Genomic DNA, 15931 nt, shown 5'->3' with positions numbered 1-15931 from the left:
TACGACTGCAATCCGCCAACTTCCTTACATGGTATGGGTCAGCCGCGTGGACTTCATGGAGTTGCCCAGGATGCTCTCGATCTTTGCCCGCACGCCCGCGGAACCATCGTTGTCGTCGAACTGGACACCGATGCCTTGCTGCCGGTTGCCCTGGGACCCGGCGGGGGTGATCCACACCACCCGGCCGGAGATGGGCATCTTGGTGGTGTCTTCCATGAGAGAAATCAGCATGTAGACCTGGTCTCCCATCTGGTAGGGCCTGTTGGTGGGGATGAACAGGCCGCCGTGCTTGAGGAAAGGCATGAAGGCGGCATAGAGGGCTGAACGCTCCTTGATGGCCAGGGACAACATGCCCGCCCTGCCAGTGGCCTGCCTGATCTCCTCACTCATGGACGCGCTCCTGCTGACTGGACATAGCGAATGAGCCAGGATTCTAACAACAACTGGGCTTGCAACGGGTGCCTCAGCCAGCGGCCCGCCTGCAGCAATTCCCGCTGCAGGGCCAGCAGGGCGGACAGGTCGGCAGACCGGCCCACCCTGGCGGTCTGCTCCGCCCGGGCGATGAAGTATCGGGGCGCTCCGGCCAGGCGCTGGGACAGGGCATCCAGCACCCAGCGCAGCAGCCAGCCCCAGGCGTCCCCGTGGTTGGCCTGGAAGGCCTGGGCCACGGCGCACACGTCCATGCGCTGCCAGGCGGCCAGCTGGTCGAGGAAGCTTTCCCGCAAGACGCTGCGCTCCGGATCGGCAAAGGCCAGGGCCGCCAGGGGCGCGCCCCCAGCCTCGGCCAGCAGCGCCTCCCCGCCGTCCACGCCCGCCTGGCTCAGCCAGGCAAGGCTTTCCACCCTGCCCGGCAGCCCCACATGCACCTTGCGGCAGCGGGAAACCACCGTGGGCAGCAGGCGGCCCAGCTGGTGGGACACCAGGATCAGCAGCACACCGGCCGGCGGTTCTTCCAGGGTCTTGAGCAGGGCATTGGCGGCGGCGGTGTTCATCAGTTCGGCCGGCTGAACCAGGGCTACCCGCCAGCCGCCCCGGTGGGCGCTGAGGCTGAGGAAGTCCGTCACCTCCCGCACCGCATCCACGCTGATGAGGCGCCCGCCCCGTTTGGCGGGCCTGGACTTCTCGCCCTCCTCGTCCGCGGTCTCGTTCTCCAGGGGCTCCAGGCGGCGGAAGTCCGGATGGTTGCCCTGTTCGAACCAGTTGCAAGCATCGCATTCGCCACAGGCGTGCCCATCGACGGGGCTCTCGCACAGCAGGCCCTTGGCCATTTCCAGGGCCAGGTCCAGCTTGCCCACCCCGGCCGGCCCATGCAGCAGCAGGGCGTGGGGCATGCGGCCCCGGTCAGCCATGAAGTGGCGGAAGCGGGCCTGGTTCCAGGGGTGGATCACGCCAGGGCCTCCAGGATGTGGCTAAGTTGCTGTCGTACCTCATCCAGGGTGCGGCTGCCGTCGACCACCCGGATGCGGCCGGGATGCTTCCGGGCCCGGCGCAGGTAGGCATCCCGCACCCGGCGATGGAAGTCCGCCTGCTCCCGCTCGAATCGGTCCGGCTCCCGGGCGTTGGCCAGTCGCGCCGCCGCCACTTCCGTGGGCACGTCGAACAACAGGGTCAGATGGGGTTGCAAGCCTTCCTGTACCCAGGCCTCCAGCACTTCCAGGCGTGCCTCGTCCAGGCCACGGCCGCCGCACTGGTAGGCGAAGCTGGCATCGGTGAAGCGGTCGGAGATCACCACCTCCCCCGCCGCCAGGGCCGGGCGGATGACCTTGTCGATGTGTTCCCTCCGGGCAGCGAACATCACCAGGGCCTCCGTATCCGGATGCATCGCCTCATGCAGCACGATCTCGCGCAGACGCTCCCCTACGGGTGTGCCTCCGGGTTCCCGGGTCATGCGCACGGCATGGCCCCGCAGGCGGAACCAATCCCCCAGCCAGTCCAGGTGGCTGCTCTTGCCGGCGCCGTCCACGCCTTCCAGGGTGATGAATAGTCCCGACATGGTCAGTAGGCGCCGGGCCGCCCCAAGCATACTGACATCGCCCCCTCGGGGGGCAGCGAGCATAGGGAGCGTGGGGGCTGTTTCATATCAGTTTCTCTTCTGGTATCTGGCCACGGCCCGGTTGTGTTCGTCCAGGTTGTTGGAGAACACGTGCCGCCCGTTGCCCATGGCCACGAAATACAGGGCCCGGCTGCTGGCCGGGTTCAGGGCCGCGTGGATGGCGTCAGCCCCCGGCAGGGCAATGGGCGTGGGGGGCAGGCCGGCCCGGGTATAGGAGTTGTAGGGGGTGTCCGTTTCCAGGTCCACCCTCCGCAGGTTGCCATCAAAGCGGGAACCCAGCCCATAGATGACGCTGGGATCCGTCTGCAGGCGCATGCCGATGCGCAGGCGGTTGATGAATACCGCAGCGATCATGGCCCGTTCCTCCGGCGCCCCGGTTTCCTTTTCGATGATGGAGGCCATGACGAGGGCATCCATGGGGGTCTTGTAGGGCAGGTCCGGGGCCCGCCGATCCCAGCTTTCATCCAGTACGACCTGGAGCGTTTGATATGCCCGCTTGTAGAGGGCCAGGTCGGAACTGCCATGGTCGTAGAAATAGGTGTCCGGGAAGAACATGCCCTCCGGATGCCCGGCCTCGGCTCCGATGGCCTGGAGCAGTTCCGCGTCGGACAGGCCGGCACTGTCATGGCGCAGGTCTGCCTGGTTGTCCAGGGCGCGCCGCATCTCGGCGAAAGTCCAGCCTTCGATGACCGTGAGCTTGCCCAGCACGGTCTCGCCCACGGTGATCTTGCGCAGCAGGGCCAGGGGCGTGACTGGCTCCGTCAGGCCGTAGCTTCCCGCCTTGATGCCGTGGGCCTTGCCCAGGGCCCGGGCAAGGATTTCGAAGAACAGGGGGTGTTCCAGGGCGCCGGCATGGAACATTTCCCGGGATGCCATCTTGAAGCTGGCTCCCTGGGGGATGGAGAAGGCCAGGGGATAGTCGGCGCCGGTGTTCCGCATGGGCGTCAGGGCATACCAGGCCAAGGCGCCCACGGCCAGGAGGACAGTCATGGCCACCAGGGCCAGCAGCTTACGCATGCAGCAGTTCCCTCAGGGCCGGGCTGACCTGGGGCCGCTCCCAGACCCGGTTATCCATGCGGTGGGCCCGCTCCAGGAGCATGAGGCTGTTGGTGAACATGAGTTCGTCTGCGGCATAAATGTCGCCCAGTGTAATTTCTGTTTCCTCCACGCCATAGCCCGCCCTGACGGCCAGGTCCATGAGCCGGCCCCGGGCCACCCCGGCCACGCCGCACCGGTCCAGGCGCGGGGTGCGCAGCCTGCCGTGTTGCCAAAGGAAAAGGTTGCTCGTCACCCCGGAGACCACCAGGCCGCCCTGGTCCAGCAGGATGCCCTCGCGGATGGCCGGGTCCTGCCATTCCCCGCGGGCGAGGACGTTTTCCAGCCTGTTGAGATGTTTCACCCCGGCCAGGGCGGGCTGATGCCCCAGGCGCAGGCCGCAGACCCGCACCTGTAAACCTGCACCGGACGTGTCGGGTGGCATCCATTTCCAGATGGCAACGATCCGGGTGGGGGTGGCAGCCGCGGGCGGAGCGTAGCCTCGGGGACCCTCCCCCCGGGTGACGGTGAGCCGCAGGATTCCCGATACCGGCAACACAAGCCGGGACAAGTCCAGTTCCCAGACATCCAGGCCGGGACAGGTCATGCCCAGAGTCCGGCAGTCGGCCTCAAGCTTGCTGAAATGATCCTGCCACCAGCGGGGCTTGCCACCCTCGATGCGCAGGGTGCGAAACACCCCGTCCCCGTAGGCCAGGCCCCGGTCAAGAACCCCCACCCGGGTGGAAGCCTCGCCGTTGACGAGGATCTGGGTGGCAGAACCCGTGTCGGGGCTCACCACATCAGATCTTGCGGAAAACCAGGCTGCCGTTCGTGCCGCCGAAGCCGAAGTTGTTCTTCAGGGCGTAATCGATCTTCATGGGGCGGGCCTGGTTGGCACAGTAGTCCAGGTCACACTGGGGGTCCTGCTCGAAGATGTTGATGGTGGGCGGCGAAATCTGATGGTGCACAGCCAGGGTGGTGAAGACGGATTCCAGTCCACCGGCGCCGCCCAGCAGGTGGCCGGTCATGGACTTGGTGGAGTTCACCACCATCTTATATGCGGCGTCGCCGAAGGCCAGCTTGATGGCCTCGGTCTCGTTCTTGTCTCCCAGGGGCGTGGAGGTGCCGTGGGCGTTGATGTAGTCCACCTGGTCCGGGTTGATGCCCGCGTCCTTCAGGGCGTTGAGCATGGAGCGCCTGGGTCCGTCGGTATCCGGCGCGGTCATGTGGAAGGCGTCGCCGCTCATGCCGAAGCCGGCCAGTTCGGCGTAGATGCGCGCGCCCCGGGCCTTGGCGTGCTCGTACTCCTCTAGCACCAGCACACCGGCGCCCTCCCCCAGCACGAAGCCATCCCGGCCCACGTCCCACGGACGGCTGGCAGTGGCAGGGTCGTCGTTGCGGGTGGAGAGGGCCTTGGCGGAGGCAAAGCCTCCCACGGCCAGGGGGCAGACCGTGGATTCGGCACCGCCGCAGACCATCACGTCCGCATCGCCGTAGGCGATGGTGCGGGCGGACACGCCTATGGCGTGCAGGCCCGTGGTACAGGCGGTGACGACCGCCAGGTTGGGGCCTTTCAGGCCGAACATGATGGACAGGTTGCCCGAGATCATGTTGATGATGGTGCCGGGGATGAAGAAAGGCGAAATCTTGCGGGGACCGCCTTCCGTATAGGTGGCATGGGTTGATTCGATTTCAGGCAGGCCACCGATGCCGGAACCGATGTTCACGCCGACGCGCTCCCGGTTGATGTCCGTCACTTCCAGGCCGGAATCCTTGATGGCCTGGATGCCCGCGGCCATGCCGTAATGGATGAACACATCCATGCGGCGGGCCTCCTTGGCCGACAGGTACTGGGCCACGTCGAAGCCCTTGACCTCGCCAGCCACCTGGGAGGCGAAGCCCGAGGCGTCGAAACGGCTGATCCTGGTGATACCTGAGCGCCCGGCCAGCAGGTTGTTCCAGCCCTCTTCCAGGGTGTTTCCCACGGGGGATATGAGGCCGAGGCCGGTGACTACGACTCTACGCTTGGACATGAGGAGCTACCTCGGTGCGATGGAGAGTTGATCAGGGACGCACCACATTCCGGTCAGGCGGCGCGCCCAAATGAAAACCGGCGTCTTGCCGGGCATGACTTCGCCCAGCAAGACGCCGGATGGTCGGTTACTGCTTGTGAGCGTTGACGTAATCAACAGCCTGCTGAACGGTCGTGATCTTTTCGGCTTCTTCGTCGGGAATCTCGCATTCGAATTCCTCTTCCAGGGCCATCACCAGCTCCACCGTGTCCAGAGAATCCGCGCCCAGGTCGTCCACGAAGGAAGACTCCAGCTTGACGTCCGCTTCGTTGGCGCCCAGCTGCTCGGCAACGATCTTTTTGACACGCGCTTCGATATCGCTCATTTGCTGCTACTCCCTAAAGGGTAAAGGGTAAAAAAAGCGGGGCGATTTTACCAAAAAAAACGCCGGTCAAACCCCGCATCCAGGAATCAGTCCATATACATGCCGCCGTTGACGTGCAAGGTGGTGCCCGTCACGTAGCCCGCGCCTTCTGAAGCCAGGAAAACCACGGCATTGGCGATGTCCTCCGCCGTGCCCAGTTTGCCCAGGGGGATGCGTTCCAGCAACTTGGTCCGGGCGGCCTCGGGCAGTGCGCGGGTCATGTCGGTATCGATGAAACCCGGTGCCACGCAGTTGACGGTAATACCCCGGCTGCCCACTTCCTGGGCCAAGGACTTGGAAAAGCCGATCATGCCGGCCTTGGCTGCTGAGTAATTGGTCTGACCGGCGTTGCCGGCGGTGCCCACCACGGAGGCAATGCTGATGATGCGCCCGAAACGGGCCTTCATCATGGACCGTAGCACGGCCCGGGAAAGACGGAACACGGAGGACAGGTTGGTGTCCAGGATGTCGGACCACTCCTCGTCCTTCATGCGCATCAGCAGGTTGTCCCGGGTGATGCCTGCGTTGTTCACCAGGATATCGATGCGGCCGTACTTGCCCAGGACGGCCTCGATGGCGCTCTCCACCTGGCCGCCGTCGGTGACGTTGAGCATCAAGCCTTCGCCCTTCAGGCCCGCTGCGGCCAGTTCCTGGGCGATGGCGGCGGCGCCGGATTCCGAGGTGGCGGTGCCCACCACCGTGGCCCCCGCCCTGCCCAGGGCATGCAGAATCGCCTTACCGATGCCCCGGCTGGCGCCGGTGACCATTGCTACGCGTCCTTCCATTAATGTCTCTCCATCTTCTCCGTTGTCGGGTCAGTCGCCCCGGCTACTGGCCAGGACGTCGTGCAGGGTGGCCGCATCCGTGATGGCCTGGGTGGGCACGGTGTCCAGGATGCGCTTGTTCAGGCCCGCCAGCACCTTGCCGGGGCCGCATTCGGCGATCAACTGGACTCCCTGCCGCGCCATGTTCTGGACGGTCTCCACCCAGCGCACGGGCATGTAGAGCTGGCGCGCCAGGGCATCGCGGATGGCATCCGGGTCGGTATAGGCCACTACGTCGGCATTGTGGAGCACGGGCACGGCCGGTGTCGTGATCTCGATGCCGGCCAGGGCGGCGGCAAGCTTTTCCGCCGCCGGCTGCATGAGGGCGCAATGGGAAGGAACGGATACCGGCAGAGGCAGGGCCCGCTTGGCTCCCTTCTCCTTGGCCAGAGCGCAGCCCCGATCCACGGCGGATTTGTTGCCAGCGATCACCACCTGGCCCGGGGAATTGAAGTTCACCGCCTCCAGCACCTCGCCCTGGGCGGCCTCGGCGCACATGGCGCGCACCGCATCGTCGTCCAGGCCCAGCACGGCGGCCATGGCGCCCACGCCCTCCGGCACGGCGGACTGCATGGCCTCGGCTCGCAGGCGCACCAGGCGCACCGCGTCGGCGAAGCCCATGGCGCCGGCGCAGGCCAGGGCCGTGTATTCCCCCAGGCTGTGGCCCGCCATCAGGGCCGGCAGGGCGCCTCCCTGCTGTTGCCAAAGGCGCCACACGGCCATGCCGGCCGTCAGCATGGCCGGCTGGGTATTGACGGTCTGGTTCAGGGCCTCGGCAGGCCCATTGACCACGATTTCCCACAGGTCCATGCCCAGAGCATCCGAGGCCTCGACGAAAGTCTGGTGCACGGTGTCGCCATAGGCGCCCATCATGCCAACGGACTGGGATCCTTGGCCGGGGAATACAAAAGCGAACTTCATTATTTGTCTGTCTCCATCCTTACATCTTGACCAGCACCGATCCCCAGGTGAAGCCGCCACCGAAGGCTTCCATGAGGACGGTCTCGCCGGGCTTGATCTTGCCTTCCCGCACCCCCGTGTCCAGGGCCAGGGGAATGGACGCCGCCGAAGTATTCCCATGGCGGTCCACCGTGACAATGACCCGCTCCATGCCCATGCCCAGCTTCTTGGCCGTGGCCTGGATGATGCGGATATTGGCCTGGTGGGGAACCAGCCAGTCGATGTCGGACTTGGCCAGGCCGTTGGCTTCCAGGGTCTCGTCCACGATGGCGTCCAGGGTGTTCACCGCCATCTTGAACACGGCGTTGCCGGACATGCGCATGTGGCAGGCCCCCTCCGTCTTCAGGGACACCCCGCCGTCGACAAAGAGCAGGTCCTGGTAGCGGCCGTCCGCATGGAGGTGGGTGGCGATGATGCCCGGTTCCTCCGAGGCCTTCAGCACCACTGCGCCAGCACCATCGCCCCACAGGATGCAGTTGCCGCGGTCTGTCCAGTCGGTGATGCGGGAAAGGGTCTCAGCCCCCACCACCAGGGCATGCCGGGCCTGGCCGGTACGAATGAATTTGTCGGCCACGGACACGGCGTACACGAAGCCGCTGCAGACGGCCTGCACGTCGAAGGCTGGAGCACCGTTACCGATGCCCAGCTTGGCCTGGAGAATGCAGGCAGTGCTGGGAAAAACGCGGTCGGCGGTGGTCGTGGCCACGATGATGAGATCGATATCGCCTGCGTCGATCTCCGCGGCTTCGATGGCCCGCTCGGCCGCCTTCAGGGCCAGGTCGCTGGTGAGTTCGCCGTCCGCGGCCATGTGGCGTTGGCGAATGCCGGTACGGTCCAGGATCCAGTCGCTGGTGGTTTCCACCAGTGCTTCCAGGTCCTGGTTACTCAGCACCCTGGCAGGCAGGTAGCTGCCCGTGCCGATGATGCGCGAGAAAAACCCGGCGGGACGGGAAACCGTGCTCATGCCGTCTCTCCTTCTTCTTTTGCTTGGGTGTGGTGATTGCCCACCTGGTCGGCGATGCGCCGCAGCAGACCACCCCTCACCTCCTCCACCGCCTTGCTGACGGCCTGCTCGAAGGCGAATACATCCGCGGAACCGTGGCTCTTGATGATGATGCCGTTAAGACCCAGGAGGCTGGCGCCGTTGTAGCGTCGAGGGTCCAGCCGGTGTTTGAAGGCGTGCAGGGCCGGCAGCGCCACCATCCCGGCCAGCCTGGTGAAAAAGTTTCTCTTGAAGGATGCGCGCAGCTGCTCGGTAATGAGCCGGGCCAGTCCTTCGGTGGACTTGAGTGCCACATTGCCCACGAAGCCGTCGCAAACCACCACGTCCACGGTACCCTTGAATATGTCATCACCCTCCACGTTACCGTGGAAGTTGAGACCACTGGCCTTGATCAGTTCGCCGGCCTGCTTGACCACCTCGTTGCCCTTGATGTCTTCCTCGCCGATGTTGAGCAGGCCGATGCTGGGGCGTTCCTTGTGTTCGATGGCTCCAACAAGCGCAGCGCCCATGATGCTGAACTGGAGCAGATGCTCCGGTGCGCAGTCCACGTTGGCCCCCAGGTCCAGCATGTAGGTGCGGTCCCGACGAGAAGGCAGCGCGGAAGCGATGGCGGGACGGTCGATGCCGGGCAGGGTCTTGAGCACGAACCGTGAAACGGCCATCAGCGCGCCGGTGTTGCCGGCGGAAACCCCCGCGTCGGCCTCGCCCCGCTTCACCAGCTCGGCGGTGAGCCGCATGGAGGAGTCCTTCTTGACCCGCAGGGCCACGTTGAGGGGGTCGTCCATCTTCACCACCTCGCTGGAGTGGTGGATGCGCAGGCGGGGACTCGTTTTGGCGTGGTGGGATTTCAGTTCGGCCTGGATGGCATCTTCCAGGCCCACAAGCACGATGTTGATGTCCTCATGGCGCCGCAAGGTGTTCAGGGCGGCCTTGACCGTGACGTGGGGGCCGTGGTCGCCCCCCATGGCGTCTACGGCAATGGTGAGTTCGCGCATGGGATGATCAGAAGGTTTTCACGGAGCCAGGACGATAAAAACTCAGGCCGGCGCGGCAACCACGCTGGCCTGAGCTTGCGATGACCTGGAGATGGCGATCAGCAAGACGAAGTGACTGGGCTTTAATCCCGGCATGGCGGCAAGATAGCCCGTTGCGCCCACCCAGGCAAACCCAAGCTTTCCGTCGGGCGGATGCGCCAGGGCTGGACGGGTTTCAGTCGTTGTCGGACTTGGAACTCACCACCTTGCGGCCACGGTAGAAACCGTTGGGGCTGATGTGGTGACGCAGGTGAACCTCGCCGGTGGTGGGCTCCACCGCGGTGGAGGGGTTGTTCAGGAAGTCATGGGCACGGTGCATGCCGCGCTTGGACGGGGATTTCTTGTTCTGCTGGACAGCCATCGTAGTTCTCCTTTTAAGCCTTCAACACTCAATCTTCACTGGACCATCGCCTGCACGTCCGTGTCACACATCCCTTCTGGATGACGAGGCACCGTGGGCAAGCTCAACAAAATCTCGTCTTCAATCAACTCCGAAACCACCATCCTCGGGTCCGCCACCAAGGCCTCCAGCAAGGGATCGTCGCGCTCCCAGCGGGCCAGTTCGGCATCGTCCCTGGCTATGGGGTAAACGCGCTCCAACTCCATTGCCTCAGCGTAGGTTCCCAGACAACGCTGGCAGACCAGGATGATCGTGGCCAGCGCATGCAGCCGAACCGCCGGGCGCCCCATATGGGTTTCACCCTTCAGCCGGTATTGCACTGCAGCAGACTCACGGGGCAATATGTCTGCCAGGCGGGGAAACGCATCCGCGTCCAACTCGCCCGACAACTGTTCGCCGGACCTGGCGAAGCGCATGCTGTCAATGGTTTGCCGTGCAGACATAAGCCGGCAATGTTATGCTTTAACGCTTGTTTTGTCAAAGAAATCGCCCCTGCAGATGATATTTCCGAAGGCCTGAGCGTGATCAAAAAAATACTCGTCGCCAACCGTGGGGAAATCGCCGTGCGCATCGTGCGGGCATGCCGGGAAATGGGCATCAAATCCGTGGCCATCTATACCGACCCGGACCGCCATGCCCTGCATGTCAAGAAGGCCGACGAGGCCTACAACATCGGCTCCGACCCCGTGCTGGGCTACCTGAACGCCCACAACATCGTGAACCTGGCAGTGGCCTCGGGTTGCGACGCCCTGCACCCGGGCTATGGCTTCCTCTCTGAAAATCCTGTCCTGGCCGAGGTCTGCGCGCGCAGGGGCATAAAGTTCATCGGCCCCTCCCCCAAGGTCATCGCACAGATGGGGGACAAGATCGCCGCCCGCCAGGCCATGATCAAGGCCGGCATCCCCGTGACCCCCGGGTCGGACCACAACATGGAGAACGTGGAGGAGGCCCGCAGCCTGGCCAACCAGATCGGTTATCCGGTGATGTTGAAGGCCACCAACGGCGGGGGCGGCCGGGGCATACGTCGCTGCGATTCGGAAGACGAACTGATCAAGAATTACGAGCGTGTGGTGTCCGAAGCCACCAAGGCCTTCGGCAAGCCCGAGGTGTTCGTGGAGAAGTGCGTGGTGAATCCCAAGCACATCGAGGTGCAGGTGGTCGGCGACAGCCATGGCAATTGCATCCACCTCTACGAGCGGGACTGCTCCATCCAGCGCCGCAACCAGAAGCTCATCGAGATCGCCCCCTCTCCCCAGCTCTCCGAGGCCCAGCGGGAATACATCGGCAAGCTGGCGGTGCGTGCCGCCAAGGCGGTGGGCTATGTCAACGCCGGCACGGTGGAATTCCTCCTGGACCAGGACAACCAGTTCTACTTCATGGAGATGAACACCCGCCTCCAGGTGGAACACTGCGTAACCGAGCAGATCACCGGCATCGACATCGTCCAGGAGCAGATCCGCATCGCCGACGGACAGCCCCTGCAGTACAGGCAGGAAGACATCAAGCACCGGGGCTTCGCCATGGAGTTCCGCATCAACGCGGAAGACCCCAAGAACGGCTTCCTGCCCAGTTTCGGCCGCATCACCCGCTACTACGCCCCGGGTGGCCCTGGCGTGCGCATCGACGGAGCCATCTATTCGGGCTACACCATCCCGCCCTACTTCGATTCCATGTGCGCCAAGCTCAACGTCTGGGCCCTGTCCTGGGAGGGCGTCATCGAGCGGGGCCGCCGGTCCCTGGATGACATGGCGGTCTATGGCGTGAAGACCACCATTCCCTATTACCACGAGATCCTGAAGAACCCGGATTTCCGCACCGGCCGCTTCAACACCGGCTTCGTCGAGGCACATCCGGAGCTTCTGAACTACCCCGTCAAACAACCCAGAGAGCACGTGGCCGCGGCCCTGTCCGCCGCCATTGCCGCCCACTTGGGCCTGTAGTTCGGGCCTGCAACCAAGAGAACGAGCATGGCAAAAGTACACGTCACCGATCTGGTCCTGCGGGACGGCCACCAATCCCTCATCGCCACCCGCATGCGCACCGACGACATGTTGCCCATCTGCGGCAAGCTGGACCAGGTTGGCTTCTGGTCCCTGGAAGCCTGGGGCGGCGCCACCTTCGACGCCTGCGTGCGCTTTCTTAAGGAAGACCCCTGGGAGCGCCTGAAGAAGTTGCGCCGGGCCCTGCCCAACACCCGCATCAACATGCTGCTGCGGGGCCAGAACCTGCTGGGTTACCGTCATTACGCCGACGACGTGGCCCGGGCCTTCGTGCGGAAGGCCGCCGACAACGGCATCGACGTGTTCCGCGTGTTCGACGCCATGAACGACACCCGCAACATGCGGGTCTCCATCAAGGCGGTCAAGGCCGCCGGCAAGCATGCCCAGGGAGCCATCTCCTATACCGTCAGCCCGGTGCACGACATCCCCTACTTCGTGGCCATGGCCAGGGAACTGGCGGACATGGGCGTGGACTCCATCGCCATCAAGGACATGGCGGGCCTGCTGACCCCCTATGTGGCCCACGACCTGGTGAAGGCCATCAAGCAGGCCACCAACCTGCCGGTGAACACCCACAGCCACGCCACCGCCGGCCTGTCCTCCCTGGTGCACCTGAAGGCCGTGGAGGCCGGCGCGGACATCATCGACTGCTGCAACTCCGCCTTCTCCGAGGGCGCCAGCCATGCCACCACCGAAAGTCTGGTGGCCGCCCTCCAGGGCACGGAATACGACACGGGGCTCTCCCTGCCCCTGCTGCAGGAAATCGCCGCCTACTTCCGGGAGGTGCGGAAGAAGTATTGGCAGTTCGAGATGGACACCACCGGCCAGCTGGTGGACACCCGAATCCTGATTTCCCAGGTGCCAGGCGGCATGATTTCCAACCTGAACAACCAGTTGAAGGAACAGGGTGCCCTGGACCGCATCAACGACGTGATGGCGGAAATCCCCCGGGTGCGCGAGGACCTGGGCTACCCGCCCCTGGTAACCCCCACATCCCAGATCGTGGGCACCCAGGCCGTGCTCAACGTGCTCACCGGCGGCCGCTACAAGTCCGTCACCAACGAGGTGAAGAACTACCTGCTGGGCCGCTACGGCAGGGCCCCGGGCTCGGTGAACGAGGAAGTGAAGAAGATGGCCGTGGGCAACCAGGAAGTCATCACCTGCCGCCCCGCCGATCTACTCAGCGAAGAACTGGACAAGCTGCGCACAGAGGCCGAGGGCCTGGCCAAGTCCGACGAGGACGTGCTGACCTACGCCATGTTCCCGGACATCGGTCGCACCTTCCTGCAGGAGCGTGCCGCCGGCTCCCTCACCCCCGAGCCCCTGCTGCCCAAGGAGACCCAGTCCGCCCTGTCCTGCCCGGCGGTCTACGCCCCAACGGAATTCAACGTCACGCTCCACGGCGAGACCTACCATATCCGCATCAAGGGCACCGGCCAGGGTGGCGACACACACCGGCCCTTCTACGTCCATGTGGACGGTGTGGCGGAGGAAGTGGTGCTTGAGGCCCTTGACGAGGTGGAAGTCACCCCCGGCGCGTCCGCTTCCCGCAAGGACAGCGGCAAGAAGGCCGCCGCTGGAGGCCAGTCCAAGTCCCGCCCCCGCCCCACCCACGCTGGCTGCGTCACCACCGCCATGCCCGGCACCATCGTGGAGGTGAAGGTGAAGGCCGGCGACAAGGTGAAAGCCGGCGACGGCGTACTGGTCATCGAAGCCATGAAGATGGAAAACGAAGTCCAGGCCCCCGTGGCAGGCACCGTGGTGAGCGTACACGTGGCCAAGGGCGATGCCGTCACGCCGGACCAGGTGCTGGTGGAAATACAGCCGGAATGATCATGTGAATTGTGAAAGGTGACTCGCCGCTCTGCGGCTCAAGTGAAACGTAAACCGCCATACGTTTCACATTTCACGTTTCACCGTCCCCCAATAAACCCATGCAACTCGTCCTCGCCTCCACCTCCCCCTACCGCCGGGAACTCCTGTCCCGTCTGGGTGTGCCCTTCGAGATTGCCGCGCCGGACGTGGACGAGACTCCTCTGGCCGGAGAAACCCCGGACGCCACCGCCCAGCGCCTGGCCCTGCTCAAGGCCCGGGCCGTGGCGGAACGTTTTCCCGATGCACTCATCATCGGTTCGGACCAGGTGGCGCTCTTGGAAGGCAGGCAACTGGGCAAGCCCGGCACCTTCGAGAATGCCGTGACCCAGCTCCAGGCCATGCGGGGCAAGGCCCTGGAATTCCACACCGCCCTGACCCTGCTCAATGCCCGCACTGGAAATTCCCAGACCGCTGTGGTGCCCGTGCGCCTGGTGATGCGGGAATACAGCGATGCCCAGATCGAGGCCTACCTAAACAAGGACCAGCCCTACAACTGCTGCGGCAGCGCCAGGAGCGAATCCCTGGGTATCGCCCTCATCGCCCGCTACGAGACCGAGGACCCCAACGCCCTGGTGGGCCTGCCCCTCATCAAGCTCACGGAGATGCTGGCCAAGGAAGGGCTGGACGTACTGACTTACACAACCTGAGGCGGCTTGATGTGCCCGGCACCCTCTACCTGATCCCCACCCCATTGGGCGATACCACGCTGGAGCATGTGTTGCCAGAGGAAACCCGGCGCATCACCGCCGGCCTCAACACCTTCATCGTCGAGCACCCCAAGACTGCCCGGGCCTTCCTCAAGCAGGTGGGCACCGCGCTGCCCATTCAGCAACTTACCCTGCTGGAACTGAACGAGCACACCAGGACCAACGAATTGGACGCCCTGCTGGCCCCGTTGCTGGTGGGCCAGGACGTGGGCCTCGTCTCCGAGGCTGGCTGCCCCGCGGTGGCGGATCCGGGCGCCGACCTGGTGCGCCTGGCCCATCTCCGCGGGATCCGAGTGAAACCCCTGGTGGGTCCTTCTTCAATCCTCCTGGCCCTGATGGGCTCCGGCCTGGTGGGCCAGCGTTTCGCCTTCCATGGCTATTTGCCCGCCAAGCCGGAAGAACGGGCCAAGGCCCTGAGGGAGTTGGAAAGAAATGCCGACAAGGAAGATGCAGCCCAGGCCTTCATCGAGACGCCCTACCGCAACCGGGCCATGCTGGACACCATCCTGGCCATCTGCCGGGACGATACCTTGCTGACCCTGGGCTGCGACCTCACGCTGGACACTGAAATCTTGGTCACCAAGCAGGTTTCAGAATGGCGCGCCACTGCGACCGACATCGAGAAACGACCTTGTGTCTTCCTGCTTTGGCGAGGCCGCTGACCTGAGTCAGGCGGGAAAAACCCCCGTGGACAAATACCGGTCTCCCCGGTCGCAGACAATGGAGACGATGACCGCGTTTTCCACTTCCCTCGACAGTTGCAACGCGGCCCAAAGTGCGCCGCCGGAGGAGATGCCGGCGAAGATGCCTTCCTCCCGCGCCAGGCGGCGGGTGGTTTCCTCGGCGTCGGCTTGGCCCACGTAGATCATGCGGTCGATACGGGAGAAGTCGCAGATGCTGGGCAGGTAGGCCTCAGGCCACTTGCGGATGCCCGGGATCTGGGCCCCCTCCGTGGGCTGCACCCCCACGATCCGGATGACCGGGTTCATTTCCTTGAGATACTTCGAGCAGCCCATGATGGTCCCCGTGGTGCCCATGCTGGAGACGAAGTGGGTGATCCTGCCCCCTGTATCCCGCCAGATTTCAGGGCCCGTGGTCTCATAATGGGCGGCGGGGTTATCCGGGTTGGAAAACTGGTCCAGCATGATGCCCTTGCCTTCCGCCACCAGCCTGTCCGCCAGGTCCCGGGCCCCTTCCATGCCGCCGGCCTTGGGGGTGAGCAGCAGCTCGGCACCGTAGGCCCGCATGGTCTGGCGCCGCTCGATGGACAGGTGTTCCGGCATGATGAGGATCATGCGGTAGCCCTTCATTGAAGCGGCCATGGCCAGGGCTATGCCGGTATTGCCGCTGGTGGCCTCGATGAGGGTATCCCCAGGCTTGATGGTGCCCCGGGCCTCGGCCTTGGCGATCATGGACAGGGCGGGCCGGTCCTTCACGGAACCGGCCGGGTTGTTCCCCTCCAGCTTCACCAGCACGGTGTTGGAGGTGTTGCCTGGCATGCGCTTCAGGTGCACCAGGGGGGTGTTGCCAACGAAGTCCTCGATGGATTTGTACATTTGAGTGCCGAGTGCCGAGTGCCGAGTGCCGAGTTCCAGGATTCTACT

General features: G+C 64.6%; 18 protein-coding genes. 4 read left to right on the top strand and 14 right to left on the bottom strand.

What is annotated here, in order from left to right:
* Positions 1-24 precede the first annotated feature (24 nt).
* The 13 genes from H6935_01495 to H6935_01435 form a co-directional block, all read right to left on the bottom strand.
* Complete coding sequence (locus tag H6935_01495) at positions 25-390, bottom strand: PilZ domain-containing protein (GenBank protein MCP5277018.1); 366 nt, start codon at positions 388-390, stop codon at positions 25-27.
* Positions 387-1388 (bottom strand): DNA polymerase III subunit delta', encoded by a 1002-nt coding sequence (gene holB, locus H6935_01490; GenBank protein ID MCP5277017.1) that lies wholly within the window; start codon positions 1386-1388, stop codon positions 387-389. Before holB ends, H6935_01495 begins: the two co-directional genes overlap by 4 nt.
* Positions 1385-1993 (bottom strand): dTMP kinase, encoded by a 609-nt coding sequence (locus H6935_01485; protein ID MCP5277016.1) that lies wholly within the window; start codon positions 1991-1993, stop codon positions 1385-1387. Before H6935_01485 ends, holB begins: the two co-directional genes overlap by 4 nt.
* 87 nt (positions 1994-2080) lie before the next feature.
* The gene (gene mltG / locus H6935_01480) at positions 2081-3070 is read right to left on the bottom strand and encodes an endolytic transglycosylase MltG (protein MCP5277015.1); all 990 of its coding nucleotides are present in this window, start codon (positions 3068-3070) and stop codon (positions 2081-2083) included.
* Positions 3063-3854, bottom strand: a complete 792-nt coding sequence (pabC, locus tag H6935_01475) for an aminodeoxychorismate lyase (GenBank protein ID MCP5277014.1) — start codon at positions 3852-3854, stop codon at positions 3063-3065. Before pabC ends, mltG begins: the two co-directional genes overlap by 8 nt.
* 34 nt (positions 3855-3888) lie before the next feature.
* Positions 3889-5121: a beta-ketoacyl-ACP synthase II gene (fabF, locus tag H6935_01470; protein MCP5277013.1), complete on the bottom strand. Its 1233-nt coding sequence runs from the start codon at positions 5119-5121 to the stop codon at positions 3889-3891.
* Positions 5122-5248: 127 nt separating this feature from the next.
* Positions 5249-5485: an acyl carrier protein gene (acpP, locus tag H6935_01465; protein MCP5277012.1), complete on the bottom strand. Its 237-nt coding sequence runs from the start codon at positions 5483-5485 to the stop codon at positions 5249-5251.
* An 86-nt stretch (positions 5486-5571) separates the two neighbouring features.
* Entirely contained in the window at positions 5572-6309 is a 738-nt protein-coding gene (fabG, locus tag H6935_01460) for a 3-oxoacyl-ACP reductase FabG (GenBank protein ID MCP5277011.1), read from the bottom strand.
* 30 nt (positions 6310-6339) lie between these two features.
* Positions 6340-7272: an ACP S-malonyltransferase gene (gene fabD / locus H6935_01455; GenBank protein ID MCP5277010.1), complete on the bottom strand. Its 933-nt coding sequence runs from the start codon at positions 7270-7272 to the stop codon at positions 6340-6342.
* A gap of 16 nt (positions 7273-7288) precedes the next feature.
* Entirely contained in the window at positions 7289-8272 is a 984-nt protein-coding gene (locus H6935_01450; GenBank protein ID MCP5277009.1) for a ketoacyl-ACP synthase III, read from the bottom strand.
* The gene (plsX, locus tag H6935_01445) at positions 8269-9306 is read right to left on the bottom strand and encodes a phosphate acyltransferase PlsX (GenBank protein MCP5277008.1); all 1038 of its coding nucleotides are present in this window, start codon (positions 9304-9306) and stop codon (positions 8269-8271) included. The genes H6935_01450 and plsX overlap by 4 nt, the downstream gene beginning before the upstream one ends.
* A gap of 214 nt (positions 9307-9520) precedes the next feature.
* The gene (gene rpmF / locus H6935_01440) at positions 9521-9706 is read right to left on the bottom strand and encodes a 50S ribosomal protein L32 (protein ID MCP5277007.1); all 186 of its coding nucleotides are present in this window, start codon (positions 9704-9706) and stop codon (positions 9521-9523) included.
* Between the two features lie 35 nt (positions 9707-9741).
* The gene (locus tag H6935_01435) at positions 9742-10161 is read right to left on the bottom strand and encodes a DUF177 domain-containing protein (GenBank protein MCP5277006.1); all 420 of its coding nucleotides are present in this window, start codon (positions 10159-10161) and stop codon (positions 9742-9744) included.
* Between the two features lie 105 nt (positions 10162-10266).
* On the opposite strand from H6935_01435, the gene H6935_01430 reads away from it, so the two are divergent.
* The 4 genes from H6935_01430 (at position 10267) to H6935_01415 (ending at position 14989) form a co-directional block, all read left to right on the top strand.
* A complete protein-coding gene (locus H6935_01430; protein ID MCP5277005.1) occupies positions 10267-11685 on the top strand; it encodes an acetyl-CoA carboxylase biotin carboxylase subunit in 1419 nt (472 codons plus the stop codon).
* 27 nt (positions 11686-11712) lie between these two features.
* Complete coding sequence (gene oadA / locus H6935_01425; protein MCP5277004.1) at positions 11713-13578, top strand: sodium-extruding oxaloacetate decarboxylase subunit alpha; 1866 nt, start codon at positions 11713-11715, stop codon at positions 13576-13578.
* A gap of 101 nt (positions 13579-13679) precedes the next feature.
* On the top strand, positions 13680-14267 hold the full coding sequence (gene maf / locus H6935_01420; protein ID MCP5277003.1) for a septum formation inhibitor Maf: 588 nt from the start codon (positions 13680-13682) through the stop codon (positions 14265-14267).
* Positions 14268-14278: 11 nt separating this feature from the next.
* Positions 14279-14989 carry an SAM-dependent methyltransferase gene (locus tag H6935_01415; protein ID MCP5277002.1) on the top strand — a complete coding sequence of 237 codons (711 nt, stop codon included), beginning with the start codon at positions 14279-14281 and terminating at the stop codon, positions 14987-14989.
* A gap of 6 nt (positions 14990-14995) precedes the next feature.
* On the opposite strand, the gene cysM is transcribed toward H6935_01415, so the two are convergent.
* The gene (gene cysM / locus H6935_01410; protein MCP5277001.1) at positions 14996-15883 is read right to left on the bottom strand and encodes a cysteine synthase CysM; all 888 of its coding nucleotides are present in this window, start codon (positions 15881-15883) and stop codon (positions 14996-14998) included.
* Between the last annotated feature and the right edge of the window lie 48 nt (positions 15884-15931).

This window comes from Thiobacillus sp., assembly GCA_024235835.1.
Lineage (GTDB): Bacteria > Pseudomonadota > Gammaproteobacteria > Burkholderiales > Thiobacillaceae > PFJX01.
Note: the sequence above shows the minus strand (reverse complement) of the source record. Positions and strands in the feature narration are given on the sequence as shown.